This window comes from Sorangium aterium, from assembly GCF_028368935.1.
GTDB lineage: Bacteria > Myxococcota_A > Polyangia > Polyangiales > Polyangiaceae > Sorangium > Sorangium atrum.
On record NZ_JAQNDK010000001.1, the window covers coordinates 3,612,416 to 3,633,057 of the forward strand.

The window sequence follows — 20,642 nt, forward strand, 5'->3', positions numbered from 1 at the left end:
CGACCTTCGCGCCCGGTTCTATCGAGCCGGATAGCTCGCTGCGGTAAGCTTCGATCCAGTTATTCAGGAAAGCGCAGTGTCTCGACCTTGATGCCGTCCTCCCCCGTGATCGTCTCGCCCGACCAGTCCCAGCTGATGCCGCCCTTGCCCGGCGGACCGAGCTCGTAGGTGACGCCCTCCAGCGTGAGCTGGTCCTCGTCGAGGTAGGCGATGCCGATCGAGTCGCCGCCGCGCCCGGGGCCGCCGTAGCCGCCGTCGCCCCCTCGGCCGCCGTCGCCACCCTTGCAGGACCACGTGCCGTCCCCCACGGCGCCGCCTAGTTCGCCTCGGCCCCCTTCGCCGCCTTCCTCGGGCTCCCCGCCGTCGCCGCCTGGACCCGCGTCGATGGTCGTGATGACGCTATCGCGCAGCGTCAGCTTCGCGTGTAGCGCGATAATGCCGATGGTCGGGTGCCCGTTCTCGCCCGCTCGGCCGCCCCTGCCGCCGCAGCCGCCGGCGCCTCCCGAGCCGCCGCCGGCACCTCCCTTGGAGGCCACGCCGCACGTGGAGAGCCCCCCTCGACGGCCGCCGCCCCCGCCGCCACCTTGGCCCGGCATGCCCCTTTCGCCGTCGCCTGCCCAGTCGCCCTCCCATCCTGTCTCGGTGATACGCCCGATGCCCAGACCCGCGGCGCCGACGGCGCCGTACCTGCCGGAGCGCCCGGGGTGTCCATCGCCGCAATAGGTGGGCACGTCCCCGACGCCTCCCCCCCCATCATGCCCGGAGTTTGGAGTTGGCGACGGCTCCCCGTCGTCCCCGTCCTCCGCGCCGTCGGGGAGCCCGTCGCCTCCCTTGCCGCCAACGCTCGGGATTCCGCCGTCGCACCGATTCACCACCGCCGGGCCGCCGGAGACGGTGTCTGCCGAGCACGCATCGCCGCCGTACACGCCATCCGGTCCTGTCGCTGCCTCATTTAGCCCGCCCCATTTCTCCCCTTCGTGACCTGCCCACCCGTACGACGTGCCAACCTCGCTCCGGATGAGCTCCACGACCGTGCCGGATTGCACGAGCATTCCGATCGGGCCGCCCGACTTGAACCGCATGTCGACGATCGTCGATACCCCGTCCGCGGCTCCCGTATCTCCGGCGCTCGCTGGTACGACGGTCAGAGCGATGTCGTCGGTAGGTGAAATCTGAAGGATCGAGCGCGCGCCACGGGGCATCCGCTTCCAGTCGATGCAGCTGAAGCCGCCGATGAGATCCACGCCGGAAGGCAGCGCGAGGGGCCCGAAGAAGCCGTCGGCGCACGCGAACACGCGCCCTCGTGCGGCACGCGCGAGCTCCACGGCGCGCTGCAATGTGCGCACGGGCCGCTCCTTCGTACCCGGGTTCGCGTCGTCGCCGTCGCCCCAAACGCCGGCCACGAACACCCCGCAGCCATCCTCCCACACGTCCGCGGCGAGGCGCTCGAGACAGAACGACTCTGGCGGCGCGTCACCCTGACACGACGAGGTACCGTCGCAGCCCGTTCCGCCCGGCTCGTTGGGACCCGGTGCGGTGCCGCAGCCGGCCGCGACGAGGAGCAGCGCGGGGGACAGATAGATCGCTCTTGTGGTTCGCATCGTTCTCCCTCGATGTCGTGTCGTGCATGCGGGCATTCATTGGGGCGGTGGGGGATCGGGGACTTCGAATTGCCGGTAAGGCATGGAGTCGCCTTGCAGGCCCCTGCCGACGTGGTCATCAGGCGCGGCATTGCCGGCCAGTCCGCCGTCTCCACCTCTTCCGGCCTTCGCAGGCGCGTCCGGCCCGAAGCTCACGGAGGCAGCGATGGACGCCACGCCATACGAAGGGCCACCGAGGCCACCTCCGGCATCGCCTCCGCGACCGCCGTTGCCTCCACGGCCGCCGCTGCACGCAGGCCACATGTCGCCATAGCCGACCCCACCCCAACCGCCCTGAAGCCCAACGCCGCCTGGTTGGCCCGTTCCGCCGACCCCACCGCGACCGCCGTTGCCCGCGAACACCTCCGTCCGCTCGAGCGTCAGCGCGCTCCCCTGCAACGCAATGATGCCGAAGCTCGCCCCGCCATAGCCGCCGCCCTTGCCTCCCTGGCCGCCGCAGCCCCCGCTTCCTCCCGAGCCGCCGGCCGCCCCGGCCTGAGGTCGGCCCGCCGGGCACGCCATCATCTCGCCTCGCGATTTGCTGCCGCCGCCGCCGCCGCCCCCCTGGCCGACGCCGCCCTTCTTCCCGTCCTCACCCCGGACGCCGATCCAGCCATCGATGCTGAGCTGGCCTATGCCCACCGCGCCGGCCGCGCGACCGCCGTCAAGGCCGTCCTTCCCGCCTTTGCCAGCACTGCAATGCTCGCTCTCCGCGCCAATGCCTCCAAGGCCGTAGCCTTCTGGATTCTCCGCGGGTACCAGCTGCCCCGCAGCGCCATGGCCCCCCGATTCAATGTCGCCGTAGCCCCCAGATCCGCCCGTCGACTCGATGCCGTCGTCGCACACCGTCACGACGAGGAGAGCACCTTTCGCGAAGTCCGCGGTACAGGCGTCCGCGCCGTCGTTCCCCTGCTCGCCGCCGTTGGCCGGTTCGCTGCGGGCGTCCTCTCCCGGCTCCCCGTCCTTGCCGTTGCCCGCGATGATCTGGCTGTCCCGCACGATCGCCCTGGCCCTGGAGCTCAGGATCATCGCGATCGACGACTTGCCATCATCCGCGGACGCATCGGCCGTCTCGACGCGCACGCCGAAGATCACAGACTCCGCGTAGTCCCCCGCGAGTTCCGCATCCGCCACCCCGAGGACCCGCAGCGGGATCCCCCCCGGCGGAGCGATGATCGTCGGGTGATCCGGTCCTCCAAACGACCCCTCATACGACCAATCACCGTCGTCGTCACAGAAGCGGCTGCCCCAGAGGTCGACCCCGGAAGGCAGCGTGATCTCCTCCTCGAACAGCCCGCCGCACGCATACACGCGCCGGGTCGCCGCCTCGCCGTTGCCTCGTCCGCTCGCGGCGATCCCGATCGCCTGTTGCAGGGTCTTCACCGGTGCGTCCTTCGTGCCAGGGCTCCTGTCGTCACCCGACAACGGGCTGACGAATACGCCGCACTCGTCGAGCGCCATCGTCGTCGCTGGGTCGCCGTCACAGAAAGTCGGCTCAGGCGCTGGGGCACACTCCATCACTTCCCAGCAATCGTCGCGGTACGAAGTGCAAGCTATTAGCGTGCTGCTCGCTCCCCACGCACACACCGCGACAGCAACAGCGGCGGCCAATGCTCGTCGGCCTTCCCGTGGCCGCATCCCCTCGGTACCCGGCATGGTCACCACACCCCCTCGATCCGCACGCCCGTCTCGTGCCCGGTCACGACGGGCGATACATTGACCCGATCCTGAGCTGGCGTGCGTTCCAAGAAGGAGAAGTCGGTGAAGAAGGACGCGGCGGTGGCCGCGCCGATCACACCGCCCGTGATGACAAGGGCCGTACCCACCCGGTCGGACAGGTTGCGCGCGTCGCGCAGGCGCCGCAGCTCGCCGCACGGCGAGCGCTCTGGCGCTTGCCAGCACATGGACGAGCTCGCGCTTGGGTCGCTCATGAGCTGGTCCCGCCGAGCGCTCATATCCTGGTCGAGCTTGCTGGCGCTGATCATGAGGATGGCGCCTGTCGATACGGTGCCCGTCGCGAGCGTGATTCCCACGATACGCAGCGTCCCCGGCCAGGAAGCCCACGGGCTGGGGGCCTGCGCGCGCGGAGGGGGCAAAGCGCGCACGGGGGTCGGCGTCGCGGTCGCGGTCCCCTTGGTGCCGCTCGCCTCCTTGGTGCCGCTCGCCGCCGCACACAGCAACGGCATCGTGAACTCGTGCTCCGCGCCCGCCACGGCGCGCAAGTAATGAAGCGCGTCCTTGCAGCCCGGTGCACGGCCCCGCACCATGTGTTGGCCTGGCTCGAAGAACAGCGTGTAGGTCCGCGCGGTCCGGCCGATGCGCTTGCCGTCGATGAGCACCTCGGCGTCGGGCGGATCGACGCCGAGCACGAGCCGCGCGACGTGCGGCGCTGCGTTGCGCTGCCCTGCCTCGAATCGCTGCTGGAGCGCTTCTGGCAACACTTCGCGCTGTTCGAGGCTCCTGGCCAGGTGCTCGGCCGCGTCGCGGTACTTGTGCAGCGCAAGCTCGCAAAGGCCGAGCTCACCCGCGAGCTCCGCGCGCTCCACCTCGGTGCTGGTCGCCGCGTCTGCGGCCTCGAAAGCCGCCTTGTAGGCAGCATATGCCTCGGTCCATAGCCCGGCCTTGCGCGCTCTCCGACCACGGCGAACATGCTCTTTCACCGTCGACCCGTCGCTCGGTCCCGCCTTCGGATGGATATCGTCCGCGCTGGACGAGTTCGTGAAGGCTGTTGCGGCCCCGAGCATGAGAAGAATCGAGAGCGAATGCGCAGTGGAACGCATCCAGCGACGGTACTGACGCCGGCTGCTCGGCGTCAACCGGCAGGAAACCGCCACGTCTCGGCGGTTTTGGAGAGAATTGGCGGTCGGATGACGGAATGCGTTCATCCATCCGCCAGGTCCGACCGGATGTGGTCCAAATAGCTACAGATGGGCACATTGTCCGACCGAAGTCGCTCCTCCACTCAATTTTCTGAACCCTTTGGGCCGCCTCAGGTGTGCTGCTTACCGTGGCCAAGCCAGCGACCGTCTCCCTGGGCTTCGAGCTCTTCCGGCGCCTGGCCAGGCGCCACGGTGTGCCGGCGCGAGACGCCGAGGATGTCGCCCAGGAAGCGCTGCTGCGGGGGTTGGACGCCGACAAGCGGATCGAACCGGGCGGCGACCCGGGGCCGTACCGCGTCACGATCGCCGTCAACCAGGCGCGCAATCACGTCCGTGACGCGCGTGGCCGCGGCGAGGTACTGACGTCGTTCGATGAGTGCGAGATCCGAGATGAGTGCCTCACGCCGGAAGAGTTGCTCCGGAGACGGCAGCGGGAAAAGCTCGCCCGGGAGCTGATCGACCAACTCGAGCCCAAGTACCGGGATCTCGTGATCAAGCACGACCTCGAGGACATCCCGCTCGCCCAGATCGCCGCCGAGCAGGGGATCCCGCTCGACACGGTGAAGACGCGACACCGGCGGGCGCTCGAGGAACTCGAGGTGCAGGGCGGACGGCGGCGGGCGCGGCAGCGCTCTCGTGGATGGGACGACAGCGCCTGCGTGCCGGTCGCGTTGGGGTTCGGCCGCCGCGCGTCGTGGGTGACCTCCCTCCGCCGTTTCGGCATGAGGATCCTCGTTCAGGCCGCGCTCGTCCTGATGGCGGGAGCGCTCGTCTCCACGGTGCCGCCCTTGCCCGGCCTGGAATCGTGGACCAGGGCGGCGGCGGTCCGCGCCCCTGCCACCGCGCCCGCGGAGCGGGATGCCGTGGCGCCCCCCGCACGAGGTGGCGCCCACAGCGCCGCGGGTCCCGCCGGCGGAGACGGGGCGCTCGACGCAGCGGCGCCTGCCGCGGCGATCGCCCACGAGATCTCGTCGCGCACGGAACACGGAAGCGCGCACGGCGAAGCGATGGTGATCGGTACGCCCGCTCCCTCGAACGCGCAGACGACAAGTCACCGGGCCGCGCCTCCGGCGAGCGCCGTTCGACCGACCGCTGGCGAGGTCGAGAGGAGCCTGGTCGACCAGGCGCGGAGGGCCATCGAGGCCAACGACGTCATGGCCGACGTCGAGGCTCGCCGGCTGCTCGAGGCCCACGCGCGACAGTTCCCGCGAGGGCGGCTCGCCGCGGAGCGCGAAGAGCTGTTCAGGCAGCTTCGCTGAATCGTCGGCTACCCATCAACAGCTAGGCAGGCGGGGATAGCGGTGCTGCTTTCGCGCAGCGCAAGGCCGAGATCTGCCTTGTGTCGGACAAGAATGCTCAGGTCCAGGAGGCGAAAGTTCATGGAAGACATGCTGGGCGCGATGTGGCTCGTGTCGCCGCTCGGGCTCGCGATGATCGCGTGCGTCGCGATCGGCTTCGCGGTCACCGCGCGCGAAGCGCTGGGACGAGAGCGCGGGCTTCGCGAGGCGCGCGAGCACGCGCATGATGACGAGGAGGCAGCCCTCACCGATGCGAAGGAGCAGGCCGCGGGGGAGCGGGACCGATATCGGCGCCTTCTGGGCTGTCACGTCGACGCGGCGCTCGCAGAGCTGACACAGGTCCACGCGCGCCCGGTCCCCTGGCCAGGAAGGGTCCTCGAGTCGTTCTGCGCGACGACGCCTTCGTGGAGGAGAAAGCTGGCCGAGAGCACGGGGTTGGAACCGAGGGAGGTGGAGCGCTTGCTGAGGAGCGAGCTTCCTATGACGCCCGGTCTTGCTCGGCAGCTGGAGGCCTTCACCGGGACTCCTGCTCGGTACTGGGAGCGCCTTTGGCGGCTGCACGACGATCACCGGACGGACGCCGAGGAGACCGTGGTGATCCAGGTCGGCGAGCCCTTGACCAAGCGCGAGAGCTCGGCGCCGCCGGCTCCGCCCACGATGCCTGCCCGCGCGCTCGACGTTCCTCCGCCTGTGGTGCCGTCTCCCGAGCTTGCGGCCAGGAGCCCGCGCGCGAAGCTCTCGCCGCCTCCACAGCCGCGCCTTAGGTCGCCCCTCCCTGTCCGCGCCGCCACGGGGACAGAGCTCGTCCGGCGCGCTGCCACACTGACGAGCTTCCCGGTACAGCGCGACGAAGGGGGGGCGAGCTCCCCCAACGGGGCCGATTGGGAGGAAGCAGAGCGATCTCCGCTGAACACGACACTTCCGGGAGTAGGGAGCCATGGATGAGCGCCGCCGCGCCTCGCAGCTACACGCCATCAGGAGCCTGCTGGCGACCATGCCACCGCTCCGGGAACTGAGCAGCTACGGCTGACGTCATCCTTTGGTCGCGGACGCCTACGGGGAAGTCCTCGAGCCGGTGCCGCATGTGTGCGGACACGCGGCATCATCAGATTACGGGCGATTGCTCGCGGGGGACGGTGAAGCCATGGATCGTCCGTCGAATGAAGACGAGCGCGCCGCCGCGTGCGCGCTCCTGTTTTGCCCGGCGGTGGTCCGCGCCGTGCTGCGCTGGCTGGGGAGGCTGGGGGTCCCACCGTGCCATCGTACCGACGTTGCAGGCCAAGTCTGGCTCAACGCCTGGGAGAGCTGGCCCAGGTTCGATCCGAAGCGTGGCAGGCCGGAACGCTGGTTGAACGCGATCACCGTACATATTGCCTCGCACTATCACGAGCGCATGCAGCACCGCAGGCAGGAGCTCGTCGATTTCATCGATGTAGCCGATCCAGCACCGGATGCCGCTGCTGCGATGGAATCCGACAGCATCAGATCGGGCGTCGTCGACGCGGTAAACGAGCTCGATCCGCAGCTGCGCTTTGTTCTCGTGGCACACGATCTGGATGGGATCCCGATGGCCCAGGTGGCAAAAGACGCGGGGCTACCTCTCTCTACGCTCTACAAGCGACGCACAAAGGCCGTCGGTGCGCTGCGCGACATCATCGGGCTTCGGGTAACCATGGACTTCGCCCGGAGAGTGGGGTCGCAATGAGCATCAAAGGCCACGGGCCGCTCGGACGAGGCCGGGCTCACCACGACGATCGGCGCCTGCTGTCCGACCTCCGCGAGCTACAAGAACAGGCGCCTGTTGACGCTCACGATGGTTGCTGCTCGATTGCGCGGGCTGGTTGCTGGCCATCGCGAGGGTGAACGGCTGCAGTCACACCGTTGATGGCGCCGCATCGCGAGGGTGAGCGCTCCCGGTCACGGCCGTGCTGGTCGGCCCATCGCGCGGCCGAGCCTGCCGGAGTGCTCAGGCGCGTCAAGGGTGCCCCCGCCGGGGGCGCGGCGGCTACGCCGCCCTTGACCCGCCCTCCGCGCTCCGACAACCGTCCGGAGCGGGCGATGGGCGAACGGAGCCTCCGGCGGGGCTCCGGGCACCGGATGACCATCAACCAGCCTGCGCAATCGAGCAGCAACCATCGTGAGCGTCAACACACGGCCGCGCGCGGCGCATCCCCCGAGCGTCGCACCTCGCCCCCCGTCGCGGCCCTCGCGCCCACCACCGATTCGATCCCGAACGCGCCAGCGGCGCGCTCGACGCGAGCACCGTCAGCCGGGGGGTGGACCAGTTTTCGCGACCAGAGGTGGGTCAATTCTCGACGATGAAGCACGTACTGAACCGCGGCGGCCTGGCCGGCCGCAGCCCCCTCGTCGGCCCCTTCGGTACGAGGTTGTGAACGGACCGGTATGTGTCCGGCAACCTCCCGATGAAGCGGCCGCGCCGTGTGACTCAGGCGCGATGCGGCGCGACGCCTCCGGCTGCGCGTCCGCCGCGCCCCCTTCAGGCGCCCCGGGCACTCGGCAAGGCGGCGATTGCCGCCGGTGTTAGACCGATCTACGCTAAAGCGCTGGACAGCATTTGGGCCTTGTGGCGCAGAACCGATCCGTGAGATTTTTGTGGGCGATGTCACCAGAGGCGACGATCTAGACAGCCTGGTTCAGCGGCTTCGGTTGACCAATCGACTGGAATTTCGGCAGACAACTCATGCTTGTCGCGCAGGAGAGAGTTCAAGAGCTCACCAATGACGTTTAACGCCCTGCGATCCCACGGCACTACCCCTTCGGAGCAGCTCCTTCATCAGCTCTGCTCCGGAACTTTCCTCACTTTGTGGAGCTACTCGAATCTTTACCGCGACCAAGGCCAACGAGGAGCCGCCACGGACGGGAAAGAGCTTTGCGACCTTCTCGTCGTCTGCGGCGATGACGTTCTCATCTTCTCCGACAAGTCTTGTGTTTACCCCAACGGTCCCTCTCCCGATGTCGCTTGGGCACGTTGGTACAAGCGTGCCCTTGAAAAATCTGTCACCCAGGTCTTCGGTGCAGAACGCTGGCTTCGCATGTATCCGTCACGAGTGTATCTCGATAAATCATGTACGGCAAGACTGCCACTTGAGCTTTCGGGCAAGCCGAGATTTCATAGAATCGTTGTCGCTACGGGTGCTCGGGATGCGTGCAGGCAAGCGCACGGGGAGCCTGGTAGCATAGCAATACGTCCCGATGTTGTCGGGGCGCAACACACAGCATCTGGTGCAGTTCCCTTCGTGATCGGCTTCCCCGATGAAGCAAAACGGGTTGTTCATGTTCTCGACGACATAACAGCTCCTGCGCTCCTTCGTCAGCTCGATACCATTCAGGATTTTATCGCATACCTGCGGGAGAAGGAGGCACTGCTATTGCGTGGCGGTTTGGCTTACTCGCCGAACGAGCTCTGCCTTCTCGCTACGTACCTCGCTAGCGTCGGACCAGGTGAGCGTCATATGTTCCCTGGCGGAACGGAAGCGTCACCTCTTACCATCGATCCTGGAATGTGGGACGGGCTCAATTCATTGCCTAATGTTCAAAGAAAGCGAGTAGCGGATCAGGATAGTTACCTATGGGACTCACTGATCGAGCACTTCTCTGGTCTCCTTAGGCAAGGACAGCTCGTTGGAGAAGACGCAAACAATGTCGCACAAACGGAGCTTCTTCTTCGACGGATGGCTCTCACTCGCCGTGTCGAACGGCGCCATCTCGCAAAGGCGGTTCTTGACGTTCGCAAGCGAGTCCACGAATCCGGCAAAAACTCCGCGGTGCGCACTATCGCCCCTGGAAGCGAATCAACATCCACTTCATTTGTTGTTATTGCACTGCGGAATAACGAGACCGACTATGAAAAGTACAGAAGGTTTCGACTAAAGTTTCTCGAGGCGTATGCGCATATCACCAAGAGCCGGTTTCCGGATTTGATCCATATCGTTGGATTCGCTTGCGAGCCAGAAGGGAGCGACGGAGGCTCCGAGGACGCGATCCTATTTGAGCCTTCGACCTGGACAAACGAGGATTATGCGCGTGTACGTGCCATGGCGCGCGCAATAGGTTTGAAAGAGAACCCTGACCGACGGCGTATGCGAGACTGGGAGTTCCCCAGTAGAATTGCGAAGAGCCCCGATGAACTTCGCAAGGACCGCAACAAGAAGAAGCGGGAGCGACGTTCGCGTCATGGTAAGTAAGACAATGCACAATACAAGCCCCGCCGAACATACCGTTGCACCCGGCGGGCAGGATGTACCCCGCCCACGGGTGAATGCCGCGTCGGGCCGCCTGATGAAGGGCGCCAACATGCCCCGCTGCGGTTGAAGTGCACCTGGCTAGCGTGACTGCTCGGCCACTGCTTTGGAAGCGGGAGAGTATGAGTACCAGCCAATCACATCCTCTTAAGAACATGCACACCTTCCTGTGCTTGAGCGAGGCTACGGGATCGCCGATGCCCGTGGACATCCTTCTCGACTACTTCAGGAAGCTGGAACGCGCTTCGACGTTCACCATGCTCGCGCACCTTGCCGCGATTATCGCCAACACGGACGACGGAATTTTAGGTGAAACGTCCAGGTTGCTCACTCGCAGCGCTCTCATTTTTAGTCCAGGAGATTCTGCGGTGGAGAGCGCGGTTCGCGAATATGTACTATCGGCTGCCGACGACAGAGCTATCGCTCACGAACAGGTGATCTACTTCGCACAAGCCATCGCTTTGCTGGAGTGTCCGGAAGTAGGTGAAACGCCAACAGAAGGTCTCATCGCATTCCTATTGTTGGCCGCGAACGACCATGTTCATGATTGGCTCGCTCCGGACAGCTCTCGGTTAGATCTGCTTGATAAGACTGTAGCAGATTTCTGGTTTCTCAGCCTCTTCAACCACGGCGGGGATCCGCTTCGGCAGTTGGCTCGCACGGTTCTCATGATGGATCAGCAGCCGCGTATCAATGCACTCAGCGATCCGACCAAATGGCGTGAGCTGCAGCGACACGCTCTTGGTGCACCCTTTCCCGAATATCTCGATTCTTTTCTGAGCCCCATCTTCATGCTCAGTAGATTCTGGGGCGAAAGTGCCCCCCCCGTAATGAATCCAAGTTCGTTGTTCAAAGAGACGAGCCTCGCTCCAGGGGTCGGCGAACGGTGGCTTGCTGAGTTGACGTGGTCGCTCGACGAAGCGGCAACTCATCTGGAATCTCGGAGAAGGCCCAACGGCCTGCCTCATGCGCCAACGATCTTCTATCGAAAGCCATTCGTATCGGTACGTCCAGATGTTGTTGTTGCCAGTTCGCCATGGATGGTCGCTCAGCAGCTTACGATCGGACTCTGGGGACGGTTCAACGCCGCGGCGAAGACTATGTTCGAAAAGAGGGGGAATCAGATATGGTCGAGCACATTTGGCGAGCTGTTCGAGCGATGGTGTCGGAGCCTTGTCGCAGAGGCTCAAGCGCAAGGCCTATTCGCTGGGCGTGCTTTTCTGTCTCCGAACCTAGGCGACGACAATGAGATCGAGGACGTCGTTATCTTCGATGGCAATCTAGTAATGTTGGGCTCTGTCAAGGCCAAAATCGTTCGTGAAGAAGCTGTTAAGATTGCGCACTCGCGCGACGATCCGCTTGAGTGGCTCAGGTTGTTTTTCTTCGAGTCGAGAACTGAGGGGAAAGCCAAGGGGCATCGTGCTGGTGCCCTGTGGTTGCTTCACGACAAAATCGATCGTGTAAGGGCGGGCGAGTACGAACCGAGGATTCCAAGGGACGCATATGTTTTGCCCGTACTCATTGTATTCGACGACATCTGCGATACGCCGATGCTCTACAAGTGGCTGGAGCGAGAGTGCGTCACACGAGGGGCACTGCAACAAGATGATGTTCTTCCAGTTACTCTTGTGTCTTCCGACGACTATGAAAGCATGATGGCTTTTGCGTCTCGTGGGAAATCCGTATGCGAGATGCTTCAAGAGAAGACCTCGGCGCGATGGAAGTATATTTCTCTTAAGCAATATCTAATCCATCTTCATCCTCATCTTGAGGACCATCGGCTGCCAATTGCCGAGCGGACTTTTGGCGATCTTGGTAAGAGAACACTCGACCGACTGTTTCGTCGACACCTGGCACCTCACGATGGCGAAGAGGCCAGCAATGCAGCCGACTAGCGCAAAGAGCCAACATCCGCAGCCCAACCCGCCGCTGCTGCTGACGCCGCGCCGCAGCAAAGCATCAGACGTTAGGCACGCCATTCAGATTCTCAACCGCAATATGCCAGCGTGCGCTACGATTTAGGCGGCAACCGCAGCCGCCACGGGCTGCCAGAGCTCGTTGAGCCTCGCGCGGCTACTCCAAAGGTTCAGTGATGGCAACCAGCAATTCGAAGCGAAAGGATACTCAGGCCCGTAACGATCTCGTGACGGAGGCGATCCGTCTTCGCGAGAAATTCATGACGCGGCTCGATGGGTGCACCTTCGTCGATGCAAAATCGCTGCCTCTCGACGAATGGCTTTCCAAAGTCGATGAGATCGACGGAACCCAAGAATTTATGATGTTGTCGACATGTTTTCCCACCTCGGCTCATCGCAAGGAGTATCTTGACACAATTCACTCTCGCGACGACGCGTCGATTCGCCGACTGCTGCGCCACTTCCTTCCTTCCATGGGAACGCATCCAGCCGACCTGTATCATTTGCAGGGTGTTCTGGCAGAGCTAGGCAAACAGGATGCTCGGCGCGAAATCCGGGAATACGACGTGCGGCTCCTGCGATATCTTGTAACGAAAGGGAGTGAACCTGTCTGGGAGGGAATCCACTGGGTCCTAGATGCCGTCCGTCAAGCTCCACGTGACGCAGTGCAGGTACTTCGGACTTTTCTTCGTGCAAACTGGCAGCAGTTGTCAGATGCCTATATTGCTGGACTTGAAGATGCTGCCGAGATTATTCGGTGGCGATATCTGATATCGCCTCATACCAGAGACCGCTGCAAAGGCGTCGTCGCAAGTTTGTCGCCCCGAGATCTGGAGCTACTTGCCGCCGCCCTTTACGACGCGATGGGATATCGGTACGAGGTGACGCGCAAATCCAAGGATGGCGGTGTCGACGTTATCGCATTGAGCGAATCAGGGAGGAAGCGGCAGCGCCACCTCATTCAATGTAAGCACACGCGCTTGGTGGGCGTTGAACCCGTTAATCAGATCTTGGCAGTCGTGGAACGCCGCAGAGCGACACAAGCGGTGCTGCTGACATCCGGCCGGTTTACCAAGGGCGCGCTCGCAATCCAAGCGGAGGAAGATCGCGTCGAACTCGTCGATGGTGAAACTCTAATTTTGCGACTCAATGAGTATCTCGGCCCTGACTGGTACACGCGCAGCGAGCGCATTCTCGCTGGCGTCGCGCGCCGTGTAGGGAGGACAAGCTAACTGCGAGCACACATCTGCATCCCTCGGGTAGAACTATTGAATTGGGGACGCGAGCCGCCCCGGCCGAAAACCGCGCAGAACGCGGGCTCGAGTAGAGTAGATGGAGGGGCGCCTCAAAATGGGCTGGTGGCCGACGCGTGTGTCGCTTTCGCGCACCCACGCGCGGCACAGCCCCATGGCCTCAACGCTCGGGTGCTGCGCCGGCCAGCGCGACGCGCCGGAACTTTGCCTGTGGCCGGCGTGATGCCTGGGGCGTGTCGATTCGTTCGAGCAGGCGGACGGCCGAGATGGGTGTCGAGCAGGCGTGCCTTGTATCCTGCCTGGTGCGTGGTCGGGGTTACCTTCGAGTGAGCGGGCCCGCCCGTGGGGGAGGGCTGCCATCGGTGCGGGCTCCCCCCCGTCGCCGGACGTTGCGGGCACGACGAGCAACCGGCCGATCGTCTCGTGGACGACACGAGCCGCAACGTGATCCCCGAGGGCGACGGCACGGGTGAGCGTCTCGGCGAGCGAGGCGACCACCGCGGCGCGCGGCGACGGGTCGGTCGGCGCGAGCTCTCCGAGCCCGACGCTCGCCGGTTGGGCCCAGGTTGGGCCCGCGCCTTCCGAGGGGCTGCGATCCGTCGTCAGGCCCCTCCCAAATCCCGGGGGATCCGCCCGATCGCGCCGGTTCGCCACCGCAAATTCGTCCTTGGGCCTCGTCGCTCGTGCGGAGGGGCGGACGACGCAAGGCGCAACGATCTCAACAGTCTCACGCGACAGGGAAGGCTCGGTTCTCCTCCGCTGCGGCCCAACTCGGGCCCAACCGGCCGCCTTCGAAAGCTTCTTCTTCGGCGGCGCGGGCGCGGGCTCGCTCCCGCAGAAGGCGCCGTCTCGTGTCCCGCTCCGCGATCTCAGGTCGCTGAGCCCGGGCCAGGTCGGGCGGCTGGCTCAATCCAGCGGATCCCCATCCTCGTCGATTGCGACGGCAAAGGGCCCCGCGCTTGGCCCCGCCGGCATCACCCACCGGCCGGCCACGGCGTCGGGCGCGACGCCGGCGAGCTCCGCGATGCGCTCCTGCCAGTGCTCGGACGCCTCGGTCGCGCAGCGAATCACCGTGGACGCCGTCTTGCCCACTGCCGGCTCGGCCTCCAGCACCACGGCGACCTCCGCCGCGAGCGCCGCGTCCGCCTCGACGATCTCGGCGTCCGGATCGGACCGGCGGATCAGATCCGCGACGCGCGAGGCCTCCGACGAGCCGAGCACGTACGTCCCCACCTGCGCGCGTTGCGCTTCCACGAGCCGGCTGAGCGCGTCCTTGCCCGCCTCGCTCAACCCAGCAAGGTCGAGCGGCACCGCCCGCGTACGGGCCGAGCGCCCCGCCTCGGCGAGCGCCTCGGCAACGGCGCGCTCGTCCACGATCTCGCCTCCGAGCACCACGACATCGCCGAAGCGGTGCCGGCGGGCCACCTCCCTTGCGGCCAGCGAGGCGCCCTCATGGAGCGCGATCCCTGCCCGCGCGCACCCGACCCGCACGGCCGGGAGCGCCGCGCGGGACGCCGCCGCGCTGGCCAGGAGCACCGCGGAGATGCCGTATCCCCGCACCAGGTCGAGGCAAAGGAGCACGAGGCGGGCCGCTGACACCCGCGACAGCGTGCTGTAGGGGGAGTGGCGCGTGTCGGAGAGGTGGACGATCCGGTACCCCTGCACGAGCGACGCGATCTGCGACGGGAGGCGCGCGGCGGCGCCGCGCTCATCGAGAATGACGAGGGTTCGCTGGCTGGATGAGCTCATGACTGGCGTGGGGCGAAATGTAGCAGGTGGAGCTGACCGTTCGGAAGGCGGCCGATCGAGTAGGTGATGCGATTCACGCACGCGCGCTGCGCCGGCTGCCCTGACTGGGACTCCAGCCCTTCGAGCGTCTCCCTGGGCGCGTGAGAGCCCGAGTGCACCTGCCCCGGCGCGAGGGAGCGGAGGGCCGCGTCGTCGCGGGTCATGATGTCCCGTAACGAGCGCAGCGCCTGGTTGCGCGAGCGGAAGACCGTGTTCGTCTGCTTTGTCGGCCGCGAAGTCGCGAGCGCGGCCGGATCCTGGCCCGGGCCCGGCACGTGCGCACGCGCGTGCCCCACGTTGTTCCCGAAGCTGCGGTTCTCGGAATCCTCCAGCAGCCGCTCGGCCTCGCGAAGCGACGCGAGGCCGAAAGGATCGATCCACGCAAACGGGTTGACCGCATAACCGTAGTACCCCGACCCCCCGGCCACGCCGAGCGGATCCGGGGAGACGAACATGCCATCTGCCGGGTCGTAGTAGCGATAGCGGTTGTAGTAGAGGCCGGTCTCGGCATCTTCGTACTGTCCCGGGAACCGCAGCGGAGTGCTGGCGCCGCCGTCGCGCGGCGCCTCGAGCCCGAAGGCCCGCCGCTCCAGCGAACCCACGATGGCGCCCGCGTCGTCGAGGAGCTGCTCCGGCGTGCCGACAGGATCATTGACGTAATGAACCCATCGCCCATCGGCCTCGCGGTGCGCCGCCGGGAGTTGCAAGGGGCCGTGCCCATGGCGATGGCCGGGTGGTTACGGCGGGAAGACTACGGCGGGCTCAGGGGAGAGGCGCCGGCGAGGTCGTGCGATCCGCGCATGCCGAGCGGGTCGGCGAGCGAGAGCGCCGAGAGCTGATTCGGCTAACTGAAGAGCGTCTTGCTTGCGTGCCTTATTGATGCGACGTGTGACCGAATTCCACGGGCAACATCGACCCATGCTTCGTCGCGATCTTGCCACTTCGTGATCTCTTTTCGGTTCGATGGAAATGGCGGAAGTCGAGCGATAAGGGCATCATCGTCGGTCATGTCGACCGGGCTCACTAGAATTGGAACAATAACAGCGCTACTATGGCACTTCTCGATCTTGTTCATCATATCGCGCTCGTAGAGCTCGTTGAGGTATTCGGCGCTAATCAGTAGAAGTATGATTCTTGCGAGCTCCAGATTTCTCCATACCTGCTCTTTTAGATCTTCGCCACCCAGAACTTCTCCCTCGTGCCAGGTTCGAATAATCCTCTGGTGTCTGAGCATGCAGAGGTGATTCATCAGTTTCTCTCTGTGTTGCTCGTCGACGCGGGCATTCCCGCAAAACACGGGCACAGGCTCGAGGTCCTCTTGTGGATTGTGGTCGCGGGTGCGTCTCGGTGTCCACACGGACGAGCGTTGCCGAGGAACCCACAGTCGGTTGGTTCTGACATCCCGAGTTGAACGCTCGGCCGTTGCTCCAACGTGCTCCGTGCGCTCATCTCGCGTATCGTCCGCCCGCTCTTTTTGCGCGTTCGTGACATCGTGAGCCAACGACTCGATGGCTTTGACAATATTGTCGACGCTGCGAGCGATTTCGTGTTTCTTGGACGCCGGATCGAGCAGGTTCCGAGCGTCAAATTTTGGTGTTCGGACGATACGAACGTGGGAGTCGTGAGATCCTCTAGCGGTCGTCGTGCGTAATAGAACGTCAACAGCCCTGTTGATGGAGCCGCGCTCGGCGTGCTCGAAGGCGGACCCCCAGGCGGCCTGCTTCTCGAGGATGCCGGTGGCGAGGGCGGCGCGCTCGGCGTGCTCGAAGGCGGACCCCCAAGCGGTCTGCTTCTCGAGGATGCCGGTGGCGAGGGCGGCGCGCTCGGCGTGCTCGAAGGCGGACCCCCAGGCGGTCTGCTTCTCGAGGATGCCGGTGGCGAGGGCGGCGCGCTCGGCGTGCTCGAAGGCGGACCCCCAGGCGGTCTGCTTCTCGAGGATGCCGGTGGCGAGGGCGGCGCGCTCGGCGTGCTCGAAGGCGGCCCCCCAAGCGGTCTGCTTCTCGAGGATGCCGGTGGCGAGGGCGGCGCGCTCGGCGTGCTCGAAGGCGGCCCCCCAGGCGGTCTGCTTCTCGAGGGTGCCGGTGGCGAGGGCGGTGCGCTCGGCGTGCTCGAAGGCGGCCCCCCAGGCGGTCTGCTTCTCGAGGGTGCCGGTGGCAAGGGCGGCGCGCTCGGCGTGCTCGAAGGCGGCTCCCCAGGCGGCCTGCTTCTCGAGGATTCCGGTGGCGAGGGCGGCGCGGTCCCCGATGCTGGAGAGGCGCTCCGCGAGGCCGGCTATCCGGGTGGCGACCGACGCCTCATCCGCAAGTCGGAGCATGTCGATATAAGACCTCATGCGCGTTCATACGCTGAACCTGCTTGCAGTAGCTTGTCAAGCGGCACACGTGTGCGAATCCAGCCGCATCGGTGGGGCTGTCCACCGGACATCTTGCGTGCAGCCAAGCGGTTGGAGAGGACACCTCGGGCGGCAGGAGCCCCATCGGGCGCTATGTCCTCACGGCAGCGTCCGCTTCCTCGCATCCGGGCTGCGCCAGCACGCCGGCACGCCGGTTCGGCACCGGGATCCGTCCCGCCGGCCTGGTGCCCGGCGGCCGGCTCTCGCATGAGCCGCGAACTCGGTGCGGCCGGCGTCGGGGCGAACATCGATCTCCACCCGGTCCCCTTCCTCAGACCCCGACGTCGATGTGAAGGCGATCCCGACGGGGAGCCCACCGCTGCCTCCGCCACCGATGCTGCCGGCGCTGCGGCCGTGCCGTGGTGCCGCGGAAGGCCAGAGCCGCCGTGTGGTGCACGGAGCTCGGCGGGCGCTCCGCGGGGTCGCACAAGGTGAGAGATGCTGTGCGTTGAGTACGCGGGGGACGGCTGCGGAGATCAAGGGGCACGCCGGGCGCTCCGCGGGAGCGGCTGCAGCCACAAGATGGACGCACGCGAGCTCGGGATCGCGCCGGCGTCGCGCTGCTTGGCGCCGGAGCAGACAGCGGCCGCGGGGTCGAGGTGGATGCCGGCGCGCGCGGAGCCGTCGCCGGCGCCGAGCTTCACCTGGATGACTTCGCGCGCGAAGTCGGCACGCCGCGCGTCGGCCAGCTGGCGCCCGTTCTGCGCGACGTACATGGCGCCGGAGCAGAGAGGAAGGCCGCATTCCTCGCTCCGGAGCGGCCGCGGGTGCGCGGGGTCCCCGAAGGCGCGCTCCATGGCGCTCGAGCAGACAGGTCGCAGGGCCGAGGTCCGCGACCGCTCCGCGCACGGAAGTCGAGGTGGATACCGGCGAGTTCGGGGCCGTCGATGTCCGTGTGCTCAAGCGCGTTGGGCCCGGCTGTCGCTGGTTGTGAGCGCGGGCGTCCAAGCCGTGCGTGGTTGCGGCACGGCAGAACCGTAAGACACCGGCGCGGCCTGCCCTTGTCGCGCGGGCGCCGTCGCTTGAAGACGGGCGGATGCGCAGCGGAATGATCGAGCTCTTGAACCGCTTGTTCTCCCGCTCCGCTCGCCGGAGTACCGCGCGCGGTGTGATCGAGGTGATGGCGCTCCTGGGCGATCTGCATCGCCTGCGCGAGGTGATCGGCGTAGGCGCGGCTCGGCAGTTCGACGACGCCGAGAGGCCCGCCGGCCGGGGCAATAACGGCGACGCCCTCGAGCAGCGGCGAGGACGGCGGGACCGTCCGGGCTGCGGTGACTGCGGAGCCCCATCGGGCCATCCGTAGCCGGTCTCGTGGCTCCCCACCGATGGCGCCGCGGCGTGTGGCGCTCGCGGGCGGCTCAGACGCGCGAGCAACGTCGTGCGGCTCCAGGCGCGTGAGCGCTAGCGCGTCGTCGTCGCTGACCGCGCAGGCCACCGCCAATCGCCGCGCTCGCGGGCGGCGTGGCCGCGCGGGCGACGTGGCGCGGTGCCACGCGCGTAGCCGTCACAGCGCGCGGTCACCGCTACCTGGGCACGGCGCTACGCTGGGTCGGGCTTGCCGCCGACATCGTGCAGCGCGGGGCGTGTGGCCGGTCGCGCGCTCCCGCGGCGGCGCGGCCAGGCAGCTGGCGCCAGCACGTCAACACGCGCTGGAGCCGCGCGGGTAGCTGCCCGCTGGCGCACGCTCTGGACGGTACGACCCCTGGCCAGTGTAATGTGCTCCCTAGATTCCGTTTGACGCCGATCCTCTGATCAGAAGAATGGCCCGCGTCGGCACGTTGCTCACGAGTTGCGGAAGACGGGAAGGGGACGATGAGGATGACAGGCCGGCAGATCCCATCGGGGACAGTGCTCGCTCTCGTCCTCAGTGTCGTCCCGATGCAGGCAGACGCATCCGAGGTGAGCGCCGGAATTAACTTCGGGTGGCTCCAGGCTGGCACCACGACGCGTCTCGCGGTGAGCCCGCATGCGGGAATATCGTGGCGCATTAAGAGCGATCTCCTGTTTAGTCTTCGCGATCTGTTCAGTGTCGTGCCCCCAATCCAGATAGGTGGAGCTGGTGTCTACAACAGCACCATCGTTGCCCTTGGATATAGCTGGGAGAACGGCGACTTGAGTGCGGGGCCATCGGTCGCGGTCTACTTCATGCCGGCTTGCGGACGCACAATGTGTGGGCAAGTTGCCGGGATGGCGGCAGGCGCCCATGCGCAAAGCAACGCGTACATTGCCGGACCGCTCGGCGTGTCGGTGAGCGCGAACGTGGATTGGGTCGGCGGGAGAAGTCTTGTGCTTCCAGGTTATGTGTCGGTGCTTGTTGTCGCCGGCCCCGTGCTTCGATGGAGTGTAAAATGAACACAAAAGGAATTCTGCTGCCGATTGTGGCCGTCCTCATCTGCGTGCTAGCGGCATGCAACTGGACGGTAGGAGACTGCTATCCCCTCGAGGAGTGGGAGAGGGGTGCAGGTGCAGGTGGACCAGTCGGGCCGTCTGTTCCCGTCATCACCTCCGTCTCGTCAGGCGACTTCGGGGATGCGCCGCCGAGCGGATCGCAGTACGGTAGCGAGCGCAAGCTGCAGTGCAACAAAACGGACGACGAAGACGAGGAGGAGAGCCCGAGCGACAGCTCGGAGAGGCCGACAGATAGCCCGGAGAGCCCGCCAGACCCGTGCCCAGGATTCGGCGACATAGCCGGGGACGGCGCGACCTTCTTGAGCTGTAGCGATGCGTGCAGCTCGAAGTGCCCGCCGCCCGGGATGGCCCCATGGATATACGCAGATATTGATCCGTCGGAGTTCAAGTTTGTCACTATTGTCAAGGACGACGGCATGGACAAAGGCGGAGGATGGCAAGAGGCCAAGGCCAATTTGACATTCAGGAGACTCACTATCCCGCATGAGATCAAGAAATGGTCCTGCGCTTTTACCATCGGCATGCCGCTCCGGACTGAGATTTATGGACAAATCGATGCAGACCGTGCGGCCAGCCTCAGCAAGGAGATCACGGAGGACGTCGCAAACCGCATGGATTACTATCTCCCGCAGGAGGCGTTCTGCGACACGTTTCGCAAAGAGGCGGACGCTGCGTTCAAGTCTAAGTATAAGCGACTCGGTGCCAGGGTGACGAAATGATGGTGACAACTCGTTCCGAGCTGCTCGACGTCGTTTATCATTTCTACCCACGGGGCGTACGTTGCACCGAACGCAGCAACGTACCT

Annotated in this window: 15 protein-coding genes; 8 read left to right on the plus strand and 7 right to left on the minus strand. The window is 65.7% G+C overall.

Annotation, left to right across the window (positions count from 1 at the left end):
- Positions 1–59 precede the first annotated feature (59 nt).
- Genes POL72_RS13340 through POL72_RS13350 form a run of 3 tightly spaced genes read right to left on the minus strand, consistent with a single transcriptional unit; the run spans position 60 to position 4,384 of the window.
- A complete protein-coding gene (locus POL72_RS13340; RefSeq protein ID WP_272095564.1) occupies positions 60–1,601 on the minus strand; it encodes a hypothetical protein in 1,542 nt (513 codons plus the stop codon).
- 36 nt (positions 1,602–1,637) lie between these two features.
- A complete protein-coding gene (locus tag POL72_RS13345; protein ID WP_272095945.1) occupies positions 1,638–3,278 on the minus strand; it encodes a hypothetical protein in 1,641 nt (546 codons plus the stop codon).
- A 20-nt stretch (positions 3,279–3,298) separates the two neighbouring features.
- Complete coding sequence (locus POL72_RS13350) at positions 3,299–4,384, minus strand: peptidase associated/transthyretin-like domain-containing protein (RefSeq protein ID WP_276596440.1); 1,086 nt, start codon at positions 4,382–4,384, stop codon at positions 3,299–3,301.
- Positions 4,385–4,647: 263 nt separating this feature from the next.
- On the opposite strand from POL72_RS13350, the gene POL72_RS13355 reads away from it, so the two are divergent.
- The 6 genes from POL72_RS13355 (at position 4,648) to POL72_RS13380 (ending at position 13,227) form a co-directional block, all read left to right on the plus strand.
- A complete protein-coding gene (locus POL72_RS13355) occupies positions 4,648–5,778 on the plus strand; it encodes an RNA polymerase sigma factor (RefSeq protein ID WP_272095565.1) in 1,131 nt (376 codons plus the stop codon).
- Positions 5,779–5,898: 120 nt separating this feature from the next.
- A complete protein-coding gene (locus POL72_RS13360; protein ID WP_272095566.1) occupies positions 5,899–6,762 on the plus strand; it encodes a helix-turn-helix transcriptional regulator in 864 nt (287 codons plus the stop codon).
- A gap of 199 nt (positions 6,763–6,961) precedes the next feature.
- Complete coding sequence (locus tag POL72_RS13365) at positions 6,962–7,522, plus strand: sigma-70 family RNA polymerase sigma factor (RefSeq protein WP_272095567.1); 561 nt, start codon at positions 6,962–6,964, stop codon at positions 7,520–7,522.
- 1,033 nt (positions 7,523–8,555) lie between these two features.
- Positions 8,556–10,022 carry a hypothetical protein gene (locus POL72_RS13370; protein WP_272095568.1) on the plus strand — a complete coding sequence of 489 codons (1,467 nt, stop codon included), beginning with the start codon at positions 8,556–8,558 and terminating at the stop codon, positions 10,020–10,022.
- 254 nt (positions 10,023–10,276) lie between these two features.
- Positions 10,277–11,974 (plus strand): hypothetical protein, encoded by a 1,698-nt coding sequence (locus POL72_RS13375; RefSeq protein ID WP_272095569.1) that lies wholly within the window; start codon positions 10,277–10,279, stop codon positions 11,972–11,974.
- A 197-nt stretch (positions 11,975–12,171) separates the two neighbouring features.
- Positions 12,172–13,227, plus strand: a complete 1,056-nt coding sequence (locus tag POL72_RS13380; RefSeq protein ID WP_272095570.1) for a restriction endonuclease — start codon at positions 12,172–12,174, stop codon at positions 13,225–13,227.
- Between the two features lie 927 nt (positions 13,228–14,154).
- Here POL72_RS13380 and POL72_RS13385 read toward each other — a convergent pair.
- The 4 genes from POL72_RS13385 to POL72_RS13400 form a co-directional block, all read right to left on the minus strand.
- Entirely contained in the window at positions 14,155–14,997 is an 843-nt protein-coding gene (locus tag POL72_RS13385) for a hypothetical protein (RefSeq protein WP_272095571.1), read from the minus strand.
- The gene (locus POL72_RS13390) at positions 14,994–15,743 is read right to left on the minus strand and encodes an RHS repeat-associated core domain-containing protein (RefSeq protein ID WP_272095572.1); all 750 of its coding nucleotides are present in this window, start codon (positions 15,741–15,743) and stop codon (positions 14,994–14,996) included. The genes POL72_RS13385 and POL72_RS13390 overlap by 4 nt, the downstream gene beginning before the upstream one ends.
- 137 nt (positions 15,744–15,880) lie before the next feature.
- On the minus strand, positions 15,881–17,368 hold the full coding sequence (locus POL72_RS13395) for a hypothetical protein (protein WP_272095573.1): 1,488 nt from the start codon (positions 17,366–17,368) through the stop codon (positions 15,881–15,883).
- Between the two features lie 536 nt (positions 17,369–17,904).
- Positions 17,905–18,225 carry a hypothetical protein gene (locus tag POL72_RS13400; protein ID WP_272095574.1) on the minus strand — a complete coding sequence of 107 codons (321 nt, stop codon included), beginning with the start codon at positions 18,223–18,225 and terminating at the stop codon, positions 17,905–17,907.
- A 251-nt stretch (positions 18,226–18,476) separates the two neighbouring features.
- Between POL72_RS13400 and POL72_RS13405 the strand changes: the two genes are divergently transcribed.
- Together POL72_RS13405 and POL72_RS13410 are read left to right on the plus strand one after the other, a co-directional pair.
- Positions 18,477–18,731: a hypothetical protein gene (locus tag POL72_RS13405; protein ID WP_272095575.1), complete on the plus strand. Its 255-nt coding sequence runs from the start codon at positions 18,477–18,479 to the stop codon at positions 18,729–18,731.
- A 1,045-nt stretch (positions 18,732–19,776) separates the two neighbouring features.
- On the plus strand, positions 19,777–20,556 hold the full coding sequence (locus POL72_RS13410) for a hypothetical protein (RefSeq protein WP_272095576.1): 780 nt from the start codon (positions 19,777–19,779) through the stop codon (positions 20,554–20,556).
- The last annotated feature ends 86 nt before the right edge of the window (positions 20,557–20,642 follow it).